Raw genomic sequence first — 16710 nt, forward strand, 5'->3', positions numbered from 1 at the left:
TGCATAATGTAGGCTTCAAGTGTCTTTGACGGTATTTACGCTGACAGAACAGACTCACCGGCATGCTTCCTCTCGTGATGTCCCTCGCCCTGCTCACCGGCGGCGTGACTGCGCCGCAGACCTCGGCGGTCGCGGACCTGCGCGCGCTGGAGACCTCCTTCAAAGGCCGGATCGGGGTGTACGCCGTCGACACCGCCACCGGCAGGACGGTCGCCTACCGCTCGGGTGAGCGCTTCCCGCTGGCCTCGACCTTCAAGGGCGTGCTGGCGGCGGCCGTCCTGGACAAGGAGCCCGACATCCTCGGCAAGCGGATCCTCATCAAGAAGAAGGACCTGCTGGCCTACTCCCCGGAGACCGAGAAGCACGTCGGCTCGCGCATGACCGTGGCCGAGCTGGCCAGGGCCGCCGTCACCAAGAGCGACAACGCCGCGGCCAACCTCCTGCTGAAGGAGGTCGGCGGCCCCAAGGGCCTGACCCGCTACTTCCGCGGCCTGAACGACCACGTCTCGCGCCTCGACCGCACCGAGCCCGGCCTCAACCAGTGGAGCCCCGCGGAGGTCCGCGACACCACCACCCCGGCCGCCATCGCCGCCGACCTCAGGGTCCTCACCGTGGGGAACGCCCTCGACGCCGGCGACCGCCGGAAGTTCACCGGCTGGCTGGTGGCCAACGAGACCGGCGACAAGCGGATCCGCGCGGGGCTGCCGAAGAGCTGGCGGATCGGCGACAAGACCGGCACGGGCGGCACCTACGGCACCGCCAACGACTACGCGATCATCTGGCCGAAGGGTTCGAAGAAACCGATCATCATGGCGATCTACACCAACCGCACCGCGAGGAACGGCACCGCCGACGACTCCGTCATCGCCCGAGCCGCCACGATCGCGGCCCGTGGCCTCGGGAAACTCTGATGCGCCTGCGCAACATGCCCGCCCTGCTCGTCGCCGGCATCGCCGCGGGGGTGCTCACCGCCGGGATCGGCGTCCCGGTCGGGCTCGCCCTCAGCGGCGCCGTCGAGGCCATCGACCTCAGCCCGATGGAGCTGAGCGAGCCCCCGCTGGCGGAGAAGACCACCCTGCTCGACGCCGACGGGAAGCGCATCGCCCAGTTCTACGACCAGTTCCGCGAGAACGTGGACATCGGCCAGGTCGCCCCGATCATGCGCACCGCGATCGTGGCGATCGAGGACGACCGCTTCTACCAGCACGGCGCCATCGACCTGGAGGGCACCATCCGGGCGCTGGCCGCCAACCTCAACGCGGGCGGCGTCGCCCAGGGCGGCTCCAGCATCACCCAGCAGTACGTCAAGCAGGTCCTGCTCAACAGCGCCACCACCGACGAGGCCAAGGCGGCGGCCCTCGCCCCCAGCTACGTCCGCAAGCTCAACGAGCTGCGTTACGCGCTGTCGGTCGAGGAGAAGTACACCAAGGACCAGATCCTCGGGAAGTACCTGAACATCGCCTACTTCGGCGCGGGCGCCCACGGCATCCAGGCCGCCGCCAAGCGCTTCTTCGGCGTCTCGGCGTCGAAGCTGAACCTGGTGCAGTCGGCGACCCTCGCGGCGGCGGTCCGGCTGCCCACCTCCACCGACCCGGAGGGCGGCAAGACCAACCGCGACGCGCTGCTGGCCCGCCGCAACGTCGTCCTCGACCGGATGGCCGAACTCGGCAAGATCACCCCCGCCGAGGCGGCGAAGGCGAAGAAGTCGAAGCTGGGCTACAAGGGCGTCCCGATCCCCGGCGGCTGCGAGACGAGCGACTACCGCTACTTCTGCCAGTACGTCTCCGCCGAGATCCTGGCCGACAAGACCTTCGGCAAGACCCGGGCCGACCGCGAACGCGCCCTCAAGCAGGGCGGCATGACGATCCGGACCACCCTGAACCCGAAGATGCAGCAGGCCGCGCAGAAGGGCATCGAGGCCTACGTCGGCAGGAAGGACGGCCCGGTGGCCGCCCAGGCGCTCGTCGAACCGGGCACCGGCGCGATCCGCGCGATGGCCGCCAGCCGGAACAACCTCGACTACAACGTCGTCGCCGACCGCGCCCACGGGGGCCTGGGCGGTGTCCAGGCCGGGTCGACGTTCAAGACGTTCACCCTGCTCACCGCGCTGAACCAGGGCATGCGGCTGAGCGACGGCTTCAACGTCGGCGCCTCCTACAACGCGCCGTCGCCCTCGGCGTTCACCGACTGCGCCGGTAACGCGGTGGGCGACCCCTCGCACGCCGTGACCAACGACGAGGGCTCGCCCGGCCACACCACCCTGCAGACCGGCACGTGGGGCTCGGTCAACACGTTCTTCATGAAGCTGGAGGAGCACGTCGGCCTCTGCGAGACGGTGAAGACGGCCAAGTCGCTCGGCATCAAGCGCGCCGACGGCAAGAAGCTCCAGGAGTTCGAGACCTTCACGCTCGGCATCAACGAGATGGACCCCGTCACCGTCGCCACCGCCTACGCGGCGATCGGCGCGCGCGGGAAGTACTGCCCGCCGATGGCGATCACCGCGATCACCGACCGGAACGGGAAGAAGACGACGTTCGAGCCGAAGTGCCAGGACGCGATCGACCCCGAGGTGGCCGACGCGGCGGCCGACATCCTGTCGGGCGTCTTCACCAAGGGCACGATGTCGGGCGTCGGCGGCATCGGCCGCCCGGCGGCCGGCAAGACCGGCACCAACGACAACCAGTCGAGCGCCTGGTTCGCCGGGTTCACCCCCGACCTGGCCGGCGCGGTCAGCCTGGCCGACCCGCGCGGCGCGAGCACCCACCGGCTGAACAACGTGACGATCGGCGGCCGCTGGTACGGCTCGGTGTTCGGCGCGACCGTCCCCGGCCCGATCTGGAAGGCCACCATGTTGGCGGCCCTGGAGGGCGTCCCGGCCACCCCGTTCACCCCGATCAACCAGGAGCGGTTCGGCGCGGTCAGGTCGTACGACGACTTCTGGGGCGACGAGCCCTGGGACGAGTACGGCGAGGGCCCGCCGGACGACTTCGGCCCCGGCCCCGACGACCCCGGCGTGACCTCGGTCGATCCCGGCCGGAACGACCAGGGCCAGAACGGCCCCGGCCCGCGCGACCAGAACGGCCCCGGCCGGAACGACCAGGGCGGCCCGCGCGGTGGCCAGGACGTCAACCCGTGGGACGGCCAGGGCGGCGGACAGGGCGGCGGACAGGGCGGCCGGGGGAACTGACGCCTCAGCGGGACTCGTAGGACTCCCGGGCCGACAGCACCTGCGGGAGGTTGGCCCGGGACCACGCGCACATCGTGTCGAGCGGCCCGACCAGGGAGTGGCCGAGGGGCGCGAGTTCGTAGACGACCTTCGGCGGGATCCCCGGATGGGCGGTCCGGGTCACCAGGCCGTCGCGCTCCATCGCGCGCAGCGACTCGGTGAGGACCTTCGGGGTGATGCCGGTCAGCGGGACCTTGAGCTCGGAGAACCGGCGGGGCCCGTCCTGGAGACAGCGGATGATCTTGGCGGTCCACTTGTCGCCGATCCGGATCGGGGCGGTGACGGGCGCGCACCCGGTGAACATGTCGGGGTCCAGAGGCTCAGCCACCTCAGTATCGTTGCAGAAACCGAGGGGTGGCCGGTTAGCGTCACGCCCCATGAGAATCGTGATTTTCGGAGCGGGCGGCCGAGCCGGCCGCCGCATCGTGGCCGAGGCGCGGGCGCGCGGCCACGAGGTCACCGCCGCCTTCCGGGACGTCGCCGACGTCACCGACGCCGCCTCGGTGGCGTCCCTGGCCGCCGGGCACGACGCGGCCGTCATGGCCGCCTCGCAGCTCGACCCGGCCTTCTTCCCCCGCGCCGCCGCCGCATTGATCGAGGGCCTGACCGGCGCGGAGACCGGCCGGCTGGTGGTGATCGGGATCGGGACGACGCTGGAGACGGCCGACGGCGTGCCGCTCTACCTCACGCCCGGCTTCCCCGCCGACGCGCGGGCCTTCACCGAGGGCCATGCCGAGGAGCTGGAGCTGCTGCGGCGGTCGGACCTCGACTGGGTGGTGCTGGCCCCGCCGCCGGTCTTCCTGCACGACGACCCCGCGACCGGGCGGGTCAGCGCGGGCGGCTCGCGGGTGCCCGCCGACGAGTCGTTCGGCTACCCCGACCTGGCCGTGGCCGTGCTCGACGAGGTGGAGCAGCCTCGCCACCACGGAGAACTGGTGGCGCTCAGCTGCGACCGGCCATGACGCCGCCGTCCACGTCCCAGACGGCGCCGGTCACCCAGTCGGCCTGGTCGGACAGCAGGAAGGCGACGGTGGCGGCGACGTCGTCCGGGGTGCCGATGCGGCCGAGCGGGTGGAAGCCGTCGAACCTGTCGAGGACGGCGTCGACCCGCTCCCTCGGGATGAACTCCTCGTAGATCGGGGTCCGGACGAAGGCCGGTGCCACCGCGTTGACGCGGATCCCGTAGGGCGCGAGTTCCATGGCCAGGTGCTGGGTGAGCGCGTGCAGCCCGGCCTTCGCCATCGAGTAGGCCGACGACGGCGTGGCGGCGACCGCCTGCCGCGCCCACATCGAGCCGATGTTCACCACGGCCCCCCGCTCCCCGCGGTCGATCACGTTCTGGACGACCGTCTGGGTGATCAGGAAGAACGCCCGGTTGAGGATCTGGTAGCGGTCGAAGTCCTCGGGCGTGTGGTCGAGGAAGAGCTTGGGCGCGAAGACGCCGGCGGCGTTCACCAGGAGGGTGGCGTCGGCGTGCCACTCCGTCAGGTCGGCGCGGAGCCGGTCGACGGCCTCAAAGTCGGTCAGGTCGGCGGCCAGACCGTGGGTCTTGCCGTGGACGGCGAGGTCGGCCGCCGCCTGGTCGGCGCGTGACCGGGTCCGGCCGGCGACGACGGCGCTGCCGCCGCCCGCCAGGACGCGCCGCGCGACGGCGAGGCCGATGCCGCTCGTCCCGCCGATGACGATGACCTTCCTGTTGGTGAAGTCCATGCTTCCGACGGTAGGACGTGGAGACGGACGCCGGTAGAGGATCTTGGCGAATCAGGACATAAGCCTCATTTATGGCTGGCGAGTTCTCGGGTCAGCCGGGCGAGCTCGTCGCCGAGCGCCGAGTCGACGCCCCACACCGCCTCGAAGGAGATCCGCACCTCATGGCCCCCGTCCGTCAGCGGACGGTGGGGCACGCCGGGCGAGCTGAGCTTGGCGAGCGGGATCAGCGCCGCTCCGAGGCCGAGCGCGGCCCACTGCTCCAGGACGCGGTAACTGGAGACCTCCCCGGGATAGGGCCGCAGCGGCAGGTCGTGGGAGCGGAAGAGCCGCCTGATGAACATCGTCAGCCCGCACTGCACGGGCACCAGCAGGATCTGCTCCCTGCTCGCCTCGCCGAGCTCGATCGGGGCGCCCGCGCCGCAGCCGACGACGACGACCGTGTCCGTGTCGACCACGCGGTGCTCGTAGCCGGGCATGGGGGCGACGGCGGGCATCAGGATGACGTCGAGCTCACCGGAGGCCAGGCTCTGCTGGAGATCATGGATGAGAGCCTCACGCACCAGCAGGTCGCGGAAACCGGGCCGGCGGCGCACCACGCCGAACGTCCGGGCGACGAGATGGGAACAGAGAGGCGAGAAGCCCATGCGGATCTTCGGCTCGCCGGGCTCGGTCAGCCGCTGCGCCTCCGCCGCGACGGACCCCAGCGCCACCAGGGCGCTGTCGATCAGCGGCAGGATCCTGGCCCCGAAGGCGGTCGGGGTCACGCCCCGCGGCGACCGGTCGAACAGCTTGCCCCCGAGGCGCTCCTCCAGCTTGGCGATCCCGTTGGACAGGGCGGGCTGGGTGACGCCGTAGGCACGGGCGGCGGCGCTGAACGACTTGGTCTCGGCGACCGCCTGCGCGTAGCGGAGTCCTTCGAGGTTGAGCCGCTCGATCATGGACACGCCTCCACGCTGGGAGTTCTACTCCTTCACCCTAACCTTCCCGCCCAGGTGGAGCGGGGCGGCCTCCACGCCCGCCGCCCGCACGGCCTCCCAGTGAGCGAGGGCCTGGTCCGGCTCCACCAGCCCGTGGACCACAGGGAGATCGATCAGGGACTCCAGGCGGCACGACGCGATGGTCCCCGGCAGCCAGGGCGCGGGCACGTCCTCGGCCAGCCGCCGCTCGATCCCCGGAAGCGCCAGCAGACCGCCGCCGACGATCGTCACGTCGTCCCTGGCCAGGGCCTTGGCGACGTCGAAGCAGTGGGGGAAGGAGTCGTCCACGACGATCGCGCCGGGCCGCAGCCGGTCGACGTCGATCACGACGTCGTGGCCGCTCACCGCCGCCACGATCAGGTCGGCCTCGTGGACGGCGTCCACGCCGCAGATCTCGGCGTCCGGGTGGAGTCCCTCCAGCCGGGCCGCGCGGTCGCACAGCAGCAGCCGCTCCGGCCGGTCCTCCACGGCCAGCAGCAGGCCGAGCGAGGAGCGGCCGATCGACCCCAGCCCGACGAAGGCGACGGTCAGGTCGCGCAACGACCGCCCGGCCAGCGCCGCCCGCACGGTCAGCACGACCGAGACGGCGGTGGCGGCGTGGCCGGTGGTGACGGGCACCCGGGTCCGCCTCGCGACGTCGAACCCGTAGCCGGTCAGGGAGGGGATCATCCCGGCCAGCGAGACCTTGCGGGCGCCGAGCGTGGCGGCGTACTCGACGGCCTCGGCGGTTCTGGCGGCCAGGTCGGGGGCGGCGGCCAGTTCGTCGGCGAACAGCGGCAGGCAGACGAAGCCCGAGCGGCCGAGCGGGGTGGTGAGCTCCTCGGCCAGCCGGAAGCGGCCGCTGGGGAACAGCAGAGCGCGCAGGTCCTCGCGGGGCATCGGGGGAGCTCCCGCGAGGGCGAGCAGATCGCCGGGGGAGGGCAGGTATCCGACCAGGGCGGCGTCCAGGGTCGTCAGTTCGGCGCGGAGCAGGCGTTCGAGGCGGTCGAAGCCGGCCACGGTCGCGCGGAGGACCACCCGCAGGCCGTCCCGCAGGCCATCGACGGAGGGCCGGACCGCGAGGAAGGTCTCCGCGCCGACCGGGGCGATCTCCGCGTCGAGGTCCCAGGTCAGGCTCAGTTCGCGGCCCTCCAGCGGGCCGAGCGCGGTGAAGTCGAGGTGGCTGAAGAAGAACCGCGCCGCCCTGATGTCGGCGACTCCGGCCGTGCGGGCGGCCGTCACCGCGTCGGCCATCGCCCGCAGCTCACCGGAGACGGGCCTGACCGCGACGGCGCTCGCATAGGGCCCGAAGACCAGGTGGGCGTCCGGCGGTGCGCTGTCCCGGCCGGTCACCGCCACGCCGAGCAGGAGATCGTCCTGTCCGGTGAAGGCGGCCAGCGCGCGCCGGTAGGCGGCCAGCACAGCCACGAACAAGGTCGTGCCGGCCTCGGCGGCGGCCCGGCGCAGCGCGGTGGCGTCGACGGTGAAGGCCGCCGAGCGGGCCGGGCCGGGGTCCACCACCGGTCTCCGGTACGCCTCCCGCGCCTGTTCTGCCTGGGGAAGCCGGGCCACGTGATCGCGGAAGGTGCTGCGCGGGACCGGGAGGTCGATCCCGTCGTAGGCGGCGAGCAGCTCCCGCGCGAGCAGCGCGGCGCTGTAGCCGTCGCCGATCAGATGGTGGGCGTGCACGACCAGCACGTGCTCGTCGGGAGCCACCGTGATCAGCCGCAGGCGCAGCAGCGGCCACGCCCACGGCTCGAAGACCCTGGCCCTCTCCTCGGCGATCCTCCCGGCGGGGTCGGCGGCCTCCTCGAAGACGACGGGCAGCCGCAGCCCGGCCGGGAGCTCCTGCTGCCCGTCCCCGGGGAAGACCGTGCGCAGCATGCCGTGCCGGGCCACGCAGGCGTCGACGGCGCGCTGGAAGCGCGGGCGGTCGACGTGCCCGCGCACCCGCAGCGTGGCCAGCCACGACTGACCCGCCAGCAGGAATCCCTTCTGGGCGGGCGTCAGCGGGAACGGGCCGTCGCTCCTGTCGGCCGGGAAGGCCTCGGCGGGTTCCGCGTCGTCGATCGCGCGGGCCAGCGCGGCCAGGGTGCCGTGCTCGTAGACGACCGTCGGGCGCGGCAGGGTGGCGAACTGCTCGCCGAGCCGGGCGAACACCTGGAGGATCATGATCGAGTCGCCGCCGAGGGCGAAGAAGTCGTCCTCCCGGCACACCCGGGGCACCTCCAGCAGCGCGCGCCAGACCTCGGCCACCCGCTCCTCGGTCGGGGTCGCGGGTGGCGTCCCGTGCAGTTCCCGCCGGTCGATCTTGCCCGTGCCGGTCTGCGGGAGCGCGGGCGTGATCGCGATCCGGGCCGGGATCATGTACGCGGGCAGCACCGCCCCCAGGTGCCCGCGCAGCGCCCCGGGATCGGGGTCGCAGCCGGGGCGCGGCTCGACGAAGGCGCTCAGCCGCTCGCCCGTCAGCACCACGGCGGCCCGCGCGACCTCCGGGTGGGTGTGGAGCGCCGCCTCGATCTCCCCCGGTTCGACCCGGTGGCCGCGCACCTTGACCTGCGCGTCGATCCGGCCCAGGAAGACCAGGTCGCCGTCGGCGTCGCGGCGGACGCGGTCGCCGCTGCGGTACCAGCGCACCCCGTCGCGTTCGACGAACCGGCCGGGCTCGTCGAGGTAGCCGGGGGTGAGGCCGATCCCGGCGATGAGGAGTTCGCCCGACTCGTCCACGTCGACGAACATGCCCGCGACAGGGCGGCCGATGGGGATCGCGGTGACGTCGTCGGCGGGGCGTTCGTCGATGACGTGGCAGGTCGCGTTGATCGTCGCCTCGGTGGGGCCGTAGAGGTTGGCGATCCGGACGCCGGGGCCGAACAGGTCGTACCAGCGCCGCACGTGCTCCGGCGGGAGCGCCTCGCCGCCGACGTGGATCCAGCGCAGCCGGTGCTCGAACGGGCCGGCGTCCAGCAGCCGGGACCACAGGCTGGGCACCGAGCTCCAGACCGTCACGTCGCGCAGCCGCCCGGCCAGCAGGCCGGGGTCGCGGACCTCCTCCCGCGTGAACGTCACCACGGTCGCGCCGACCAGCAGCGGGGCCAGCAGCTGGCGGACCGACGCGTCGAAGCAGATCGACGCCGTCTGGGCCAGGCGGTCGCCCCGCCGGTAGCCGAACGTGCCGATCGCCCAGTCGAGGTAGTTCTCCACCGCCCGGTAGGTGATCGGCACGCCTTTGGGGCGGCCGGTCGAGCCGGAGGTGAAGATGACGTAGGCGACGCCGTCGCTGGGCGGGGCGTCGTAGGAGCCCTCGGGGTCGGCGTCGACGTCGGTGACGACGGTGGTCACGCCGCAGCGGGCGAGCTGGTCGCGGCGGCGGGCCTCCGGGTGCGTCGCGTCGAGCGGGACCCAGCCCGCGCCCGCCCGGACGATGCCGACCAGGCCGACGACCGTGTCGACGCCGGGTTCGGTCATCAGGCCGATCAGGTCGCCCTTGCCGCGCAGGCGGGCGGCCAGCGCGGCGGAGCGCCGGTCGAGCTCGGCGTAGGTCACCCGGACCGTGCCGGTGTCGACGGCGACCGCGTCGGGGGTGGCGCGGAACTGCGCGCGCAGCCGGGCCGCCAGGCCTTCCCGTTCCGGGGTCGCGCTGAGTTCGTCCAGGTATTCGGCGGCCAGCCGCCGCACCGTGTCGCGGCGGAACAGGCGGGCCGGGAAGTTCCAGGTGAACCGCAGCTCACCGCCCGACTCCCAGCAGAGCAGGCTGAGCCTGGTCGCGGCCGACGCCGTTCCGGCGGCGGTGACGGTGACCTCCACCGGGCAGGCCGGGTCGGTCGCCACCGGGAACCGGGCGAAGCTGAACGACGCCGGGCTCGCCGTGCGGGGACCCTCGGCGGCCGGCAGCAGGCGGGCCAGGTCGACGCCGGTCGGGGTGGCGTGCCGTTCGGCGTCCCGCCAGGTGTCCCGCAGCCGCGCGGCCAGGTCCTCCAGCGGTTCGCCGGGACGCACGCCCGTCACCAGCGGGAGGGTGTCGGCCAGCGGGCCCACCAGGCGGTCGACGCCCGGGAGGCGGATCTCGCGGCGGGCCCGCGCGACGTTCACGGCCACCTCGTCGCCGGAGGTCCAGCGGGCGAGGCGGCGTACATATCCGGCCAGCAGCAGGTGGAACAGCGAGACGCCGTGGGCGGCGGCCCGCGCGCGCAGGGCGGCGGACCGCTCACTCGTCAGCGCGACCTGGAAAGTGTCCAGCGGCGGTCCGCCCGGGTCGCCGTCGTAAGGGAGGCGCAGGTCAGGGGTGTGTTTCAGGACCTCGGTCCAGTACGCCAGATCGCCGGCGCTCGCGGGCGGCGACGCGGCGGCGTACTCGGCGAAGGTCGTGGTGAGCGGGGGGAGCTCCGGGGCGCGGCCCTGGGCCAGGGCGGTGTAGACGGTCCAGAGCTCCTCGCCGAGGACGTTCAGGCTGAAGCCGTCGGCGGCGAGGTGGCTGACGACGATGATCAGGTGCGGGCCGGCCAGGACCACTCTCAGCGGGCTCTCGCGGGACAGGTCGAAGGGGCGGTTGCGGAGCTCGGACTCCAGGGCGTCGAGGTCATCGGTGTCGCCGGGGTCGCGGACCTCGAAGAAGGGGAGCGCCGCGGCCCCGGCCGACTGGGTGTCGTCGGGGTGGAGGCGCAGGCGCAGCAGGGGATGGCGGTCGACCAGGTGCTCCAGCGCGCGGCGGAGGAGGTCCGGGTCGAGGGGGCCGGTGACGGTCTGGCGGACATACCCGTAGGCCGAGATCTCGGGATAGAGGCGCTGCTGCGTCCGGAACGCCCGCTGCACCGGCGTGAGCGGGAACGACCCGTCGGCGTCGAGATGGGCCACCAGCTCCCTGAGAGTGCGGAACTCGAAGAACAGGGTGATCGGCAGAGGCCGCCCGAGCTCCTTCTCCAGGCGTTTGACCAGGTCGACGGCGGTGAGTGAGTCGAGCCCGAGGCTGAGGAACGACTCGTCGTCGCCGATCCCGTCCCGCTGGAGCGCGGCTTCGACCAGCCGTCTGACGACACTCCGCACCTCACCGCCCGGGGTGTCGGCCCCTCGCTCCTGGACGACCTGGAGATCGGCCACGAGCACCTGCGCGGCATCCGTCCCGATCGCCGAGCGGAGCGCGGCCAGCGCCGCCGACGTGTCGAGCGCGCCCTTCGTCAGACCCGCCCGGGCGGCCAGGCCCACCTCGGCGAAGGCGGCGAAGTTCACGGCGGTCCACGGCATGCCCGCGGCGCGTTCCGCCGCGCACAGCGCGTCGAGGTAGGCGTTGGCGGCGGCGTACTCGCCGATCCCCCCGGCCAGGCCCGGCAGCACCGACGACACCGACGAGAACGCCACGCACACCACCGGCGTCAGCCCGTGGCGGCGCAGGCCCTCGGCGAGCAGGTAGCCGCCGCGCGTCTTGGCGGCCATGGCCTCGACGACCGCCTCCGGCGACCTGCCCTTGAGGGCGCCGGGGCGGACCTCACCGGCGGCGTGGAACAGCCCGTCCAGGCGGGGGAGCCCCCGCAGCAGCGCGTCGGCGTCCTTCGACACGTCGACGGCGTGATATTCGACGGTGGCGCCGCGTCCGCGCAGGTCGGCGAGGAGGCCGGCCGGTGGGCGGGGCGACCGCCCGGCCAGCACGAGCGTGGGCCGCCCCCGGTCGGCGAGGTCCCGCGCCAGCGCCGCCCCGACCCCACCGGCGCCGCCGGTGATCAGGTAGACGCCGTCCGGGGGCAGCTCCCTCGGGGCCGGCACGACGGCCTCCGGCTCCCGCGCCAGCCGCCGCCCGTCACGCCAGACGACGAGCCCGCCGCCCCGGGCGGCGAGTTCGCGTCCGATCGCGGCGACCCTGTCCGTTACGGGCTCACGGGAGGCCAGGTCGACCACTCTGACCTCGGTGCGGCTCTCCTCGGCCGACGCGGCGGCCAGCCCGTGGAGGACCGCCTGCTCGGGCCGGTCGACGTGGACGTCCTGGGTGACGACGAGGACCCGGGCCGCGTCGAGGTCGAGGAGGGCCTTGGTCATCGCGCGGTGCGCGTCGTCGAGCGCGTCGGCCGAACGGGCCGGGCAGGGCGCGCCCGCGACCAGAAGCGTGACGTCTCCGCTGGTCAGGACGGTCACGCCGGTCGTCTGGAGCGCTTCGGCGAGCCCTTCGACCGCGATGGTCGCGTCCTCGACCGGCTGCTCGCGCCAGACGAGCCGGTGCAGCAGCCGGGACGACGGCCAGTGACGCCGCCGCTGGAACGGATAGGTCGGGACGCCGACGCGCGCCCGTCCCCGGTCCATGGCGGTGCGGTCGATCGGGAAGCCGCGCTGCCACAGCGCGCCCACGGCCGCCATCAGGTCCCGCGCGCCGCCGTCGTGACCGGCGGCCATCGTGGTCGCCGTGTCCGAGGCCGCTCTGATCGCGCCGCCCAGCGCGGGGGAGGGGCCGAGCTCCAGGAACGTGTCGTATCCCGCGGCGACCAGGCGGCTGACGGCGTCGGCGAAACACACCGGCTGCCTGGCGTGGTCCCGCAGGTAGGCGGGGTCGAGGGGTGGGTTCCAGGTGGCGGTGACCGTGCTGAGGAGGGGGAGGACCGGCGGCCGGACGGTGAGCCGGGCGGCGGCCTCGGCCAGCGGGTCGAGGGCGGGGTCCATCAGGGGTGAGTGGAAGGCGCAGGCGACGTCGATCCGGCGTCCTTCCAGCGCGTCGACGGCCTCTTGGGGCCCGGCCACGACGACCTGGCCCGGTGCGTTGACCGCCGCCACGGTCACGTCGCCGGGCAGGTCGGTGCCGCCGGGGACCACGGCCATCGCGCCCGGCGGGCAGAGGTCGTGCATCAACCGGCCGCGTTCGGCCGCGAAGGTGACGGCGTCGGCCAAAGTGAGCCGGCCGGAGACGCACGCGGCGGCGATCTCGCCCACGCTGTGCCCGGCGACCGCGTCCGGGGTCACGCCCCAGGCCTGGAGCTGGCGGGCGAGCGCGATCCCGTACGCGACCATGAGCGGCTGCACCACATCGGTGCGGACCACCTCGGCGGCGCGGTCCACGCACCAGTCCTTCAGGGTGCGCCCGCCGACCGGGCCCACCAGCTCGGACGCCTCGTCGATGACCTGCCGGAACACCGGCGCGCCGGCGTAGAGGTCCGCGCCCGGCCCCTGCGCGCCCTGGCCGGGCAGCAGGAACACCAGCCGGGGGCGCGGCCCGGCGATCCGCCCCTCGGCGTCCCGGAGCCGGTCGGCCAGGGTCCCGTCGGCGACCAGCGCGAGGCGGTGCGGGCCCTCGTCGCGGGCCTGGGCGACCGAGGCGCAGACGTCGGCCTCGTCGTGCCCGGGCAGGAAGGCGGCGAGGTCGGCGGCCGCCTGCCGCAGCGCGGGCGCGCTGCGGGCCGACAACGTGAGCAGGCTCAGGCCTTCACCCGCGGTGTGGCGGGCAGGCCGCTCGGGGGCCCCGGACAGGATCGCGTGGGCGTTGGTGCCGCCGAAGCCGAAGGCGTTCACCCCTGCGGTCCTCGGTTCCGGCCAGTCGGCCGTCTCGGCCGGGACCGTGAACCCGTCGAGGCCGTCGGCGGGCGGGTCGGCGTGCAGCGACGGCGGGACCCTGCCCTTCTGGAGGGCCAGCACGACCTTGACCAGGCTCGGCATCGCGGCGGCGTTGAGCAGGTGGCCGACGTTGGTCTTCACCGAACCGAGCAGCCGGGAGCCGGTGGGGAAGGCGTGCCGCAGTGAGCGGAGCTCGATCGGGTCGCCGACCGGGGTCCCGGTGCCATGGGCCTCGACGTAGGTGACCTCGGCCGGGTCGACCCCGGCCTCCCGGTAGGCCTGGACGATCACCTCCCGCTGGGTCAGCGGGTTGGGCGCGAGCAGGCTCAGCGACCGGCCGTCGTTGTTGACCGCCGTGCCCCTGAGCACCGCCAGGACGGTGTCGCCGGAACGTTCCGCGTCGTCGAGCCGGGCCAGCACCAGCGCCGCGCCGCCCTCGCCCGGGACGAACCCGTCGGCCGCCGCCCCGAAGGCGCGGCAGCGGCCCGTGGGCGAGAGCGCCTGTGTCTTGCTCAGAGCGCGATATCCGGCCGCAGTGAGGTTGAGATTGACGCCCGCGACCACGGCCAGGTCGCATTCGCCCTGCTGGAGGCTGCGCCGGGCCAGGTGGAGGGCGACCAGGGCCGACGAGCAGGCGGTGTCGACGGCCAGCGCCGGGCCGGTCAGGTCGAGGGTGTGCGCGACCCGGGCGGCCAGCAGGTTGGGCAGGTTGCCGGTCAGCGCCTCGGGCGGGAGGCCGGTCGCGCCGTGGGCGCGTTCGAGGACCTCGCGGTAGCCGCTCTCGCCGGACGCGGCGAACACGCCGACCCGGCGGCGGCGACGGCGGGAGCCCGCGTACCCGGCGCGTTCGAGCGCCTCGTGGGCCAGTTCGAGCAGGAGCCGGGCCTGCGGGTCGGTGGCCGCCGCCTCCTCGTCGGACAGGCCGAAACACCCGGCGTCGAACAGGGCCGGGTCGTCGAGGAAACCGCCGTGGCCGTCGTGGTCGAAGCGGGTGATCGGCGTGACGGCGTCGTAGCCGCCGTCGAGCCGCTCCCAGAACTCCTCCGGGGTGTCCGCGCCGGGGAACCGGCAGGCCATCCCGGTGATCGCGACCAGCCCGCCGTTCACGCTCGCGGCCGGGGCGGCCGTCCGGGACGGCGGGGCCAGCACGACCGTGGCCAGGGCCGCGACGGTGTCGTGGTCGCGGACGTCCGACGGCGTCAGCGCCACCCCGAACCGGTCCTCCACGGCGGCGAGGACCTGCATGGCCCTCAGCGACGACCCGCCCAGCGCGGCGAACCGGTCATGCGGCCCGGGGGTGACGCCCAGTACGTCGGCCCAGATCGCCGTGATCGCCGCCTCGACGTCGGCCCTCGACCGGGGGGCCGGGGTGTACTCACCGGCCTCGAACCGCGCCCGCATCACCGCCCGCCGCAGCTTGCCGCTCGTCGTCCGGGGGAACGCCGTCGCCGGCACCGCCACCACGCTGACGTCGTCGTGCCCGCACGCCCCGGCGACCCGCTGCCGGACCTGCCCGACCGCCTCGGCCGACGCCGGCGCCCGCACGAACACCACGACCCGCTCGCCCTCGGGCCCCGGCGACCCGACGACGGCGACCGGTCCCGGGCTGACCCCGGACGCGACCTCCTCCAGGTCGGCGGCGTGGAACGTCGCCCCGTTGACGAACACGACGTCCTTGGCCCGGCCCGTCACACACAGCCTGCCGCCATGGAGGAACCCCAGGTCCCCGGTGTCGAGCCACTCGGAGAACCGGACGCCGCCGTGGTAGCCGCGCGCGGTCTGCGGCCCCCGGACCTCGATCGGCCCGACCTCACGCCCGCCGGTGATCCGGATCTCGCAGCCCGGGACCGGGAGGCCGACGTCCATGAGCTCGACCGCGTGCGCCCCCGGCCCGGTGAACTCGACCCGCCCGTCGGCCAGGGCCGCACGGTCGAGCACCAGCGGCGTCGCGACCTCGTTCAGGGGAGGCACGGTGACCGCGAGGGTCGCCTCGGCCAGGCCGTAGACGGGCTGCGGGACGTGCGGCGGCAGGCCGGTCGCGGCCAGGAACGCCCGCCAGACGCGCGGCGAGATCGGCTCCGCGCCCACCAGCACGAGCCGTACGCTCGACAGGTCCAGCGCCCGGACGACCTCGGCCGGCACCCGCCGCTCGACCAGCGCCAGCGCGAAGTTGGCCGCCGTCAGCACGGTCGCCCGATGCCGCGCGGCCGTCTCCAGCCACAGCGCCGGACGCTTCGCGAAGGCCAGCGGCCCCATCTTGACCTGCTTCATCCGCGCGGCCAGCGGCACGAGATGGGTGCCGATGAGCCCCATGTCGTGGAAGTAGGGCATCCAGCTGACCGTGACGTCGTCGGCGGTGACCTCGGCCGCCGCCCGGATCTGCGCCAGGTTGGCCACCACGGCGGCGTGGGTGAGCTCGACGCCCTTCGGGTTCCCGGTGCTGCCGGAGGAGAACTGGAGGAAGGCCAGGTCGTGCGGGGAGCGTACCGGCAGGTCAGTTGCCCTCTCTCCGGCCCGCAACCGGTCGGCGGTGAGCACCCGCGCCTCCGGCAGCGGCGGCACGTCGGCCACGATCGGCGGCCTCCCCAGCGACTCCCACACCGGCCGGACCCGTCGCGGGTCGGGCGCCAGCGGCACCGGCACCAGCCCCGCCGCGACCAGCCCCCAGAAGAGCGGCTGGAAGTCCTCGCTCCGATCGGCGACGAGCGGCACGGGCGTGCCGAGCGGGATCCCGGCCCGCAGGAGGGCCCCCGCCACCCGCAGCGCCTCGTCCCGCAGCTCGCGGTGGGTGACGACGTGTTCGGTGCCGTCGCCGCGCACGTGCACGACGACCTGGTCCGGGGCCTCGTCCGCCGCCCCCAGCAGCACGTCCAGCAGCACCATGAGCCCCCGACCTTCCGCGGATTTCGGCACATGATGACAGAGGGCGTGGCCGATCGGCTTCCGGGTGACGGGTTCGCGCGTCTTGGGCAGCCGCGACCATCGTGGGCCGGTCTCGATCGAGTCGCCGGGACGGTCACGTGCCGGGCCGGCGACCAAGAGCGCATTCCACGAGATGCCGTAGTCACCGCTGGATCGCGGAGACACCGCGCCGACTTGCCGGGCCTGCCGGCCGTCGGCGTTGCGGCTGAGCGCTGATTGTGGGCGGGCGGCGTCGGAGATGCTGGCGCGGAAAGGGTGTCGGCGTGGATGCCGAGGCGTGATGTGTCCGGCCGGGGAGACCGGACATGCCCGGCGACCTGCGGCGGTCCCCGTTCTTTCCGTGCTGCCCCAGGAAAGGGCTCCGCTGATCCA

General features: G+C 74.0%; 7 protein-coding genes. 3 read left to right on the forward strand and 4 right to left on the reverse strand.

What is annotated here, in order from left to right:
• Positions 1 to 62 precede the first annotated feature (62 nt).
• Positions 63 to 911 (forward strand): class A beta-lactamase, encoded by an 849-nt coding sequence (gene bla, locus AW270_RS09265; RefSeq protein WP_061292832.1) that lies wholly within the window; start codon positions 63 to 65, stop codon positions 909 to 911.
• The gene (locus tag AW270_RS09270) at positions 911 to 3187 is read left to right on the forward strand and encodes a transglycosylase domain-containing protein (RefSeq protein ID WP_061292834.1); all 2277 of its coding nucleotides are present in this window, start codon (positions 911 to 913) and stop codon (positions 3185 to 3187) included. The genes bla and AW270_RS09270 overlap by 1 nt, the downstream gene beginning before the upstream one ends.
• 4 nt (positions 3188 to 3191) lie before the next feature.
• Here AW270_RS09270 and AW270_RS09275 read toward each other — a convergent pair whose 3' ends face one another.
• Positions 3192 to 3554 (reverse strand): winged helix-turn-helix transcriptional regulator, encoded by a 363-nt coding sequence (locus AW270_RS09275; RefSeq protein WP_245674639.1) that lies wholly within the window; start codon positions 3552 to 3554, stop codon positions 3192 to 3194.
• Between the two features lie 49 nt (positions 3555 to 3603).
• Between AW270_RS09275 and AW270_RS09280 the strand changes: the two genes are divergently transcribed.
• A complete protein-coding gene (locus AW270_RS09280; protein WP_174549858.1) occupies positions 3604 to 4188 on the forward strand; it encodes an NAD(P)-dependent oxidoreductase in 585 nt (194 codons plus the stop codon).
• On the opposite strand, the gene AW270_RS09285 is transcribed toward AW270_RS09280, so the two are convergent.
• From AW270_RS09285 to AW270_RS09295, 3 genes are all read right to left on the reverse strand, one after another.
• The gene (locus AW270_RS09285) at positions 4169 to 4936 is read right to left on the reverse strand and encodes an SDR family NAD(P)-dependent oxidoreductase (RefSeq protein ID WP_061292835.1); all 768 of its coding nucleotides are present in this window, start codon (positions 4934 to 4936) and stop codon (positions 4169 to 4171) included. The genes AW270_RS09280 and AW270_RS09285 overlap by 20 nt on opposite strands.
• Positions 4937 to 5001: 65 nt before the next feature.
• On the reverse strand, positions 5002 to 5874 hold the full coding sequence (locus tag AW270_RS09290) for a LysR family transcriptional regulator (protein ID WP_061292837.1): 873 nt from the start codon (positions 5872 to 5874) through the stop codon (positions 5002 to 5004).
• A gap of 24 nt (positions 5875 to 5898) precedes the next feature.
• Entirely contained in the window at positions 5899 to 16299 is a 10401-nt protein-coding gene (locus AW270_RS09295) for a hybrid non-ribosomal peptide synthetase/type I polyketide synthase (RefSeq protein WP_061293506.1), read from the reverse strand.
• Positions 16300 to 16710 lie beyond the last annotated feature (411 nt).

The sequence above is a fragment of the Herbidospora cretacea genome, from assembly GCF_001570605.1.
In the GTDB taxonomy this organism is placed as follows: Bacteria; Actinomycetota; Actinomycetes; order Streptosporangiales; family Streptosporangiaceae; genus Herbidospora; species Herbidospora cretacea.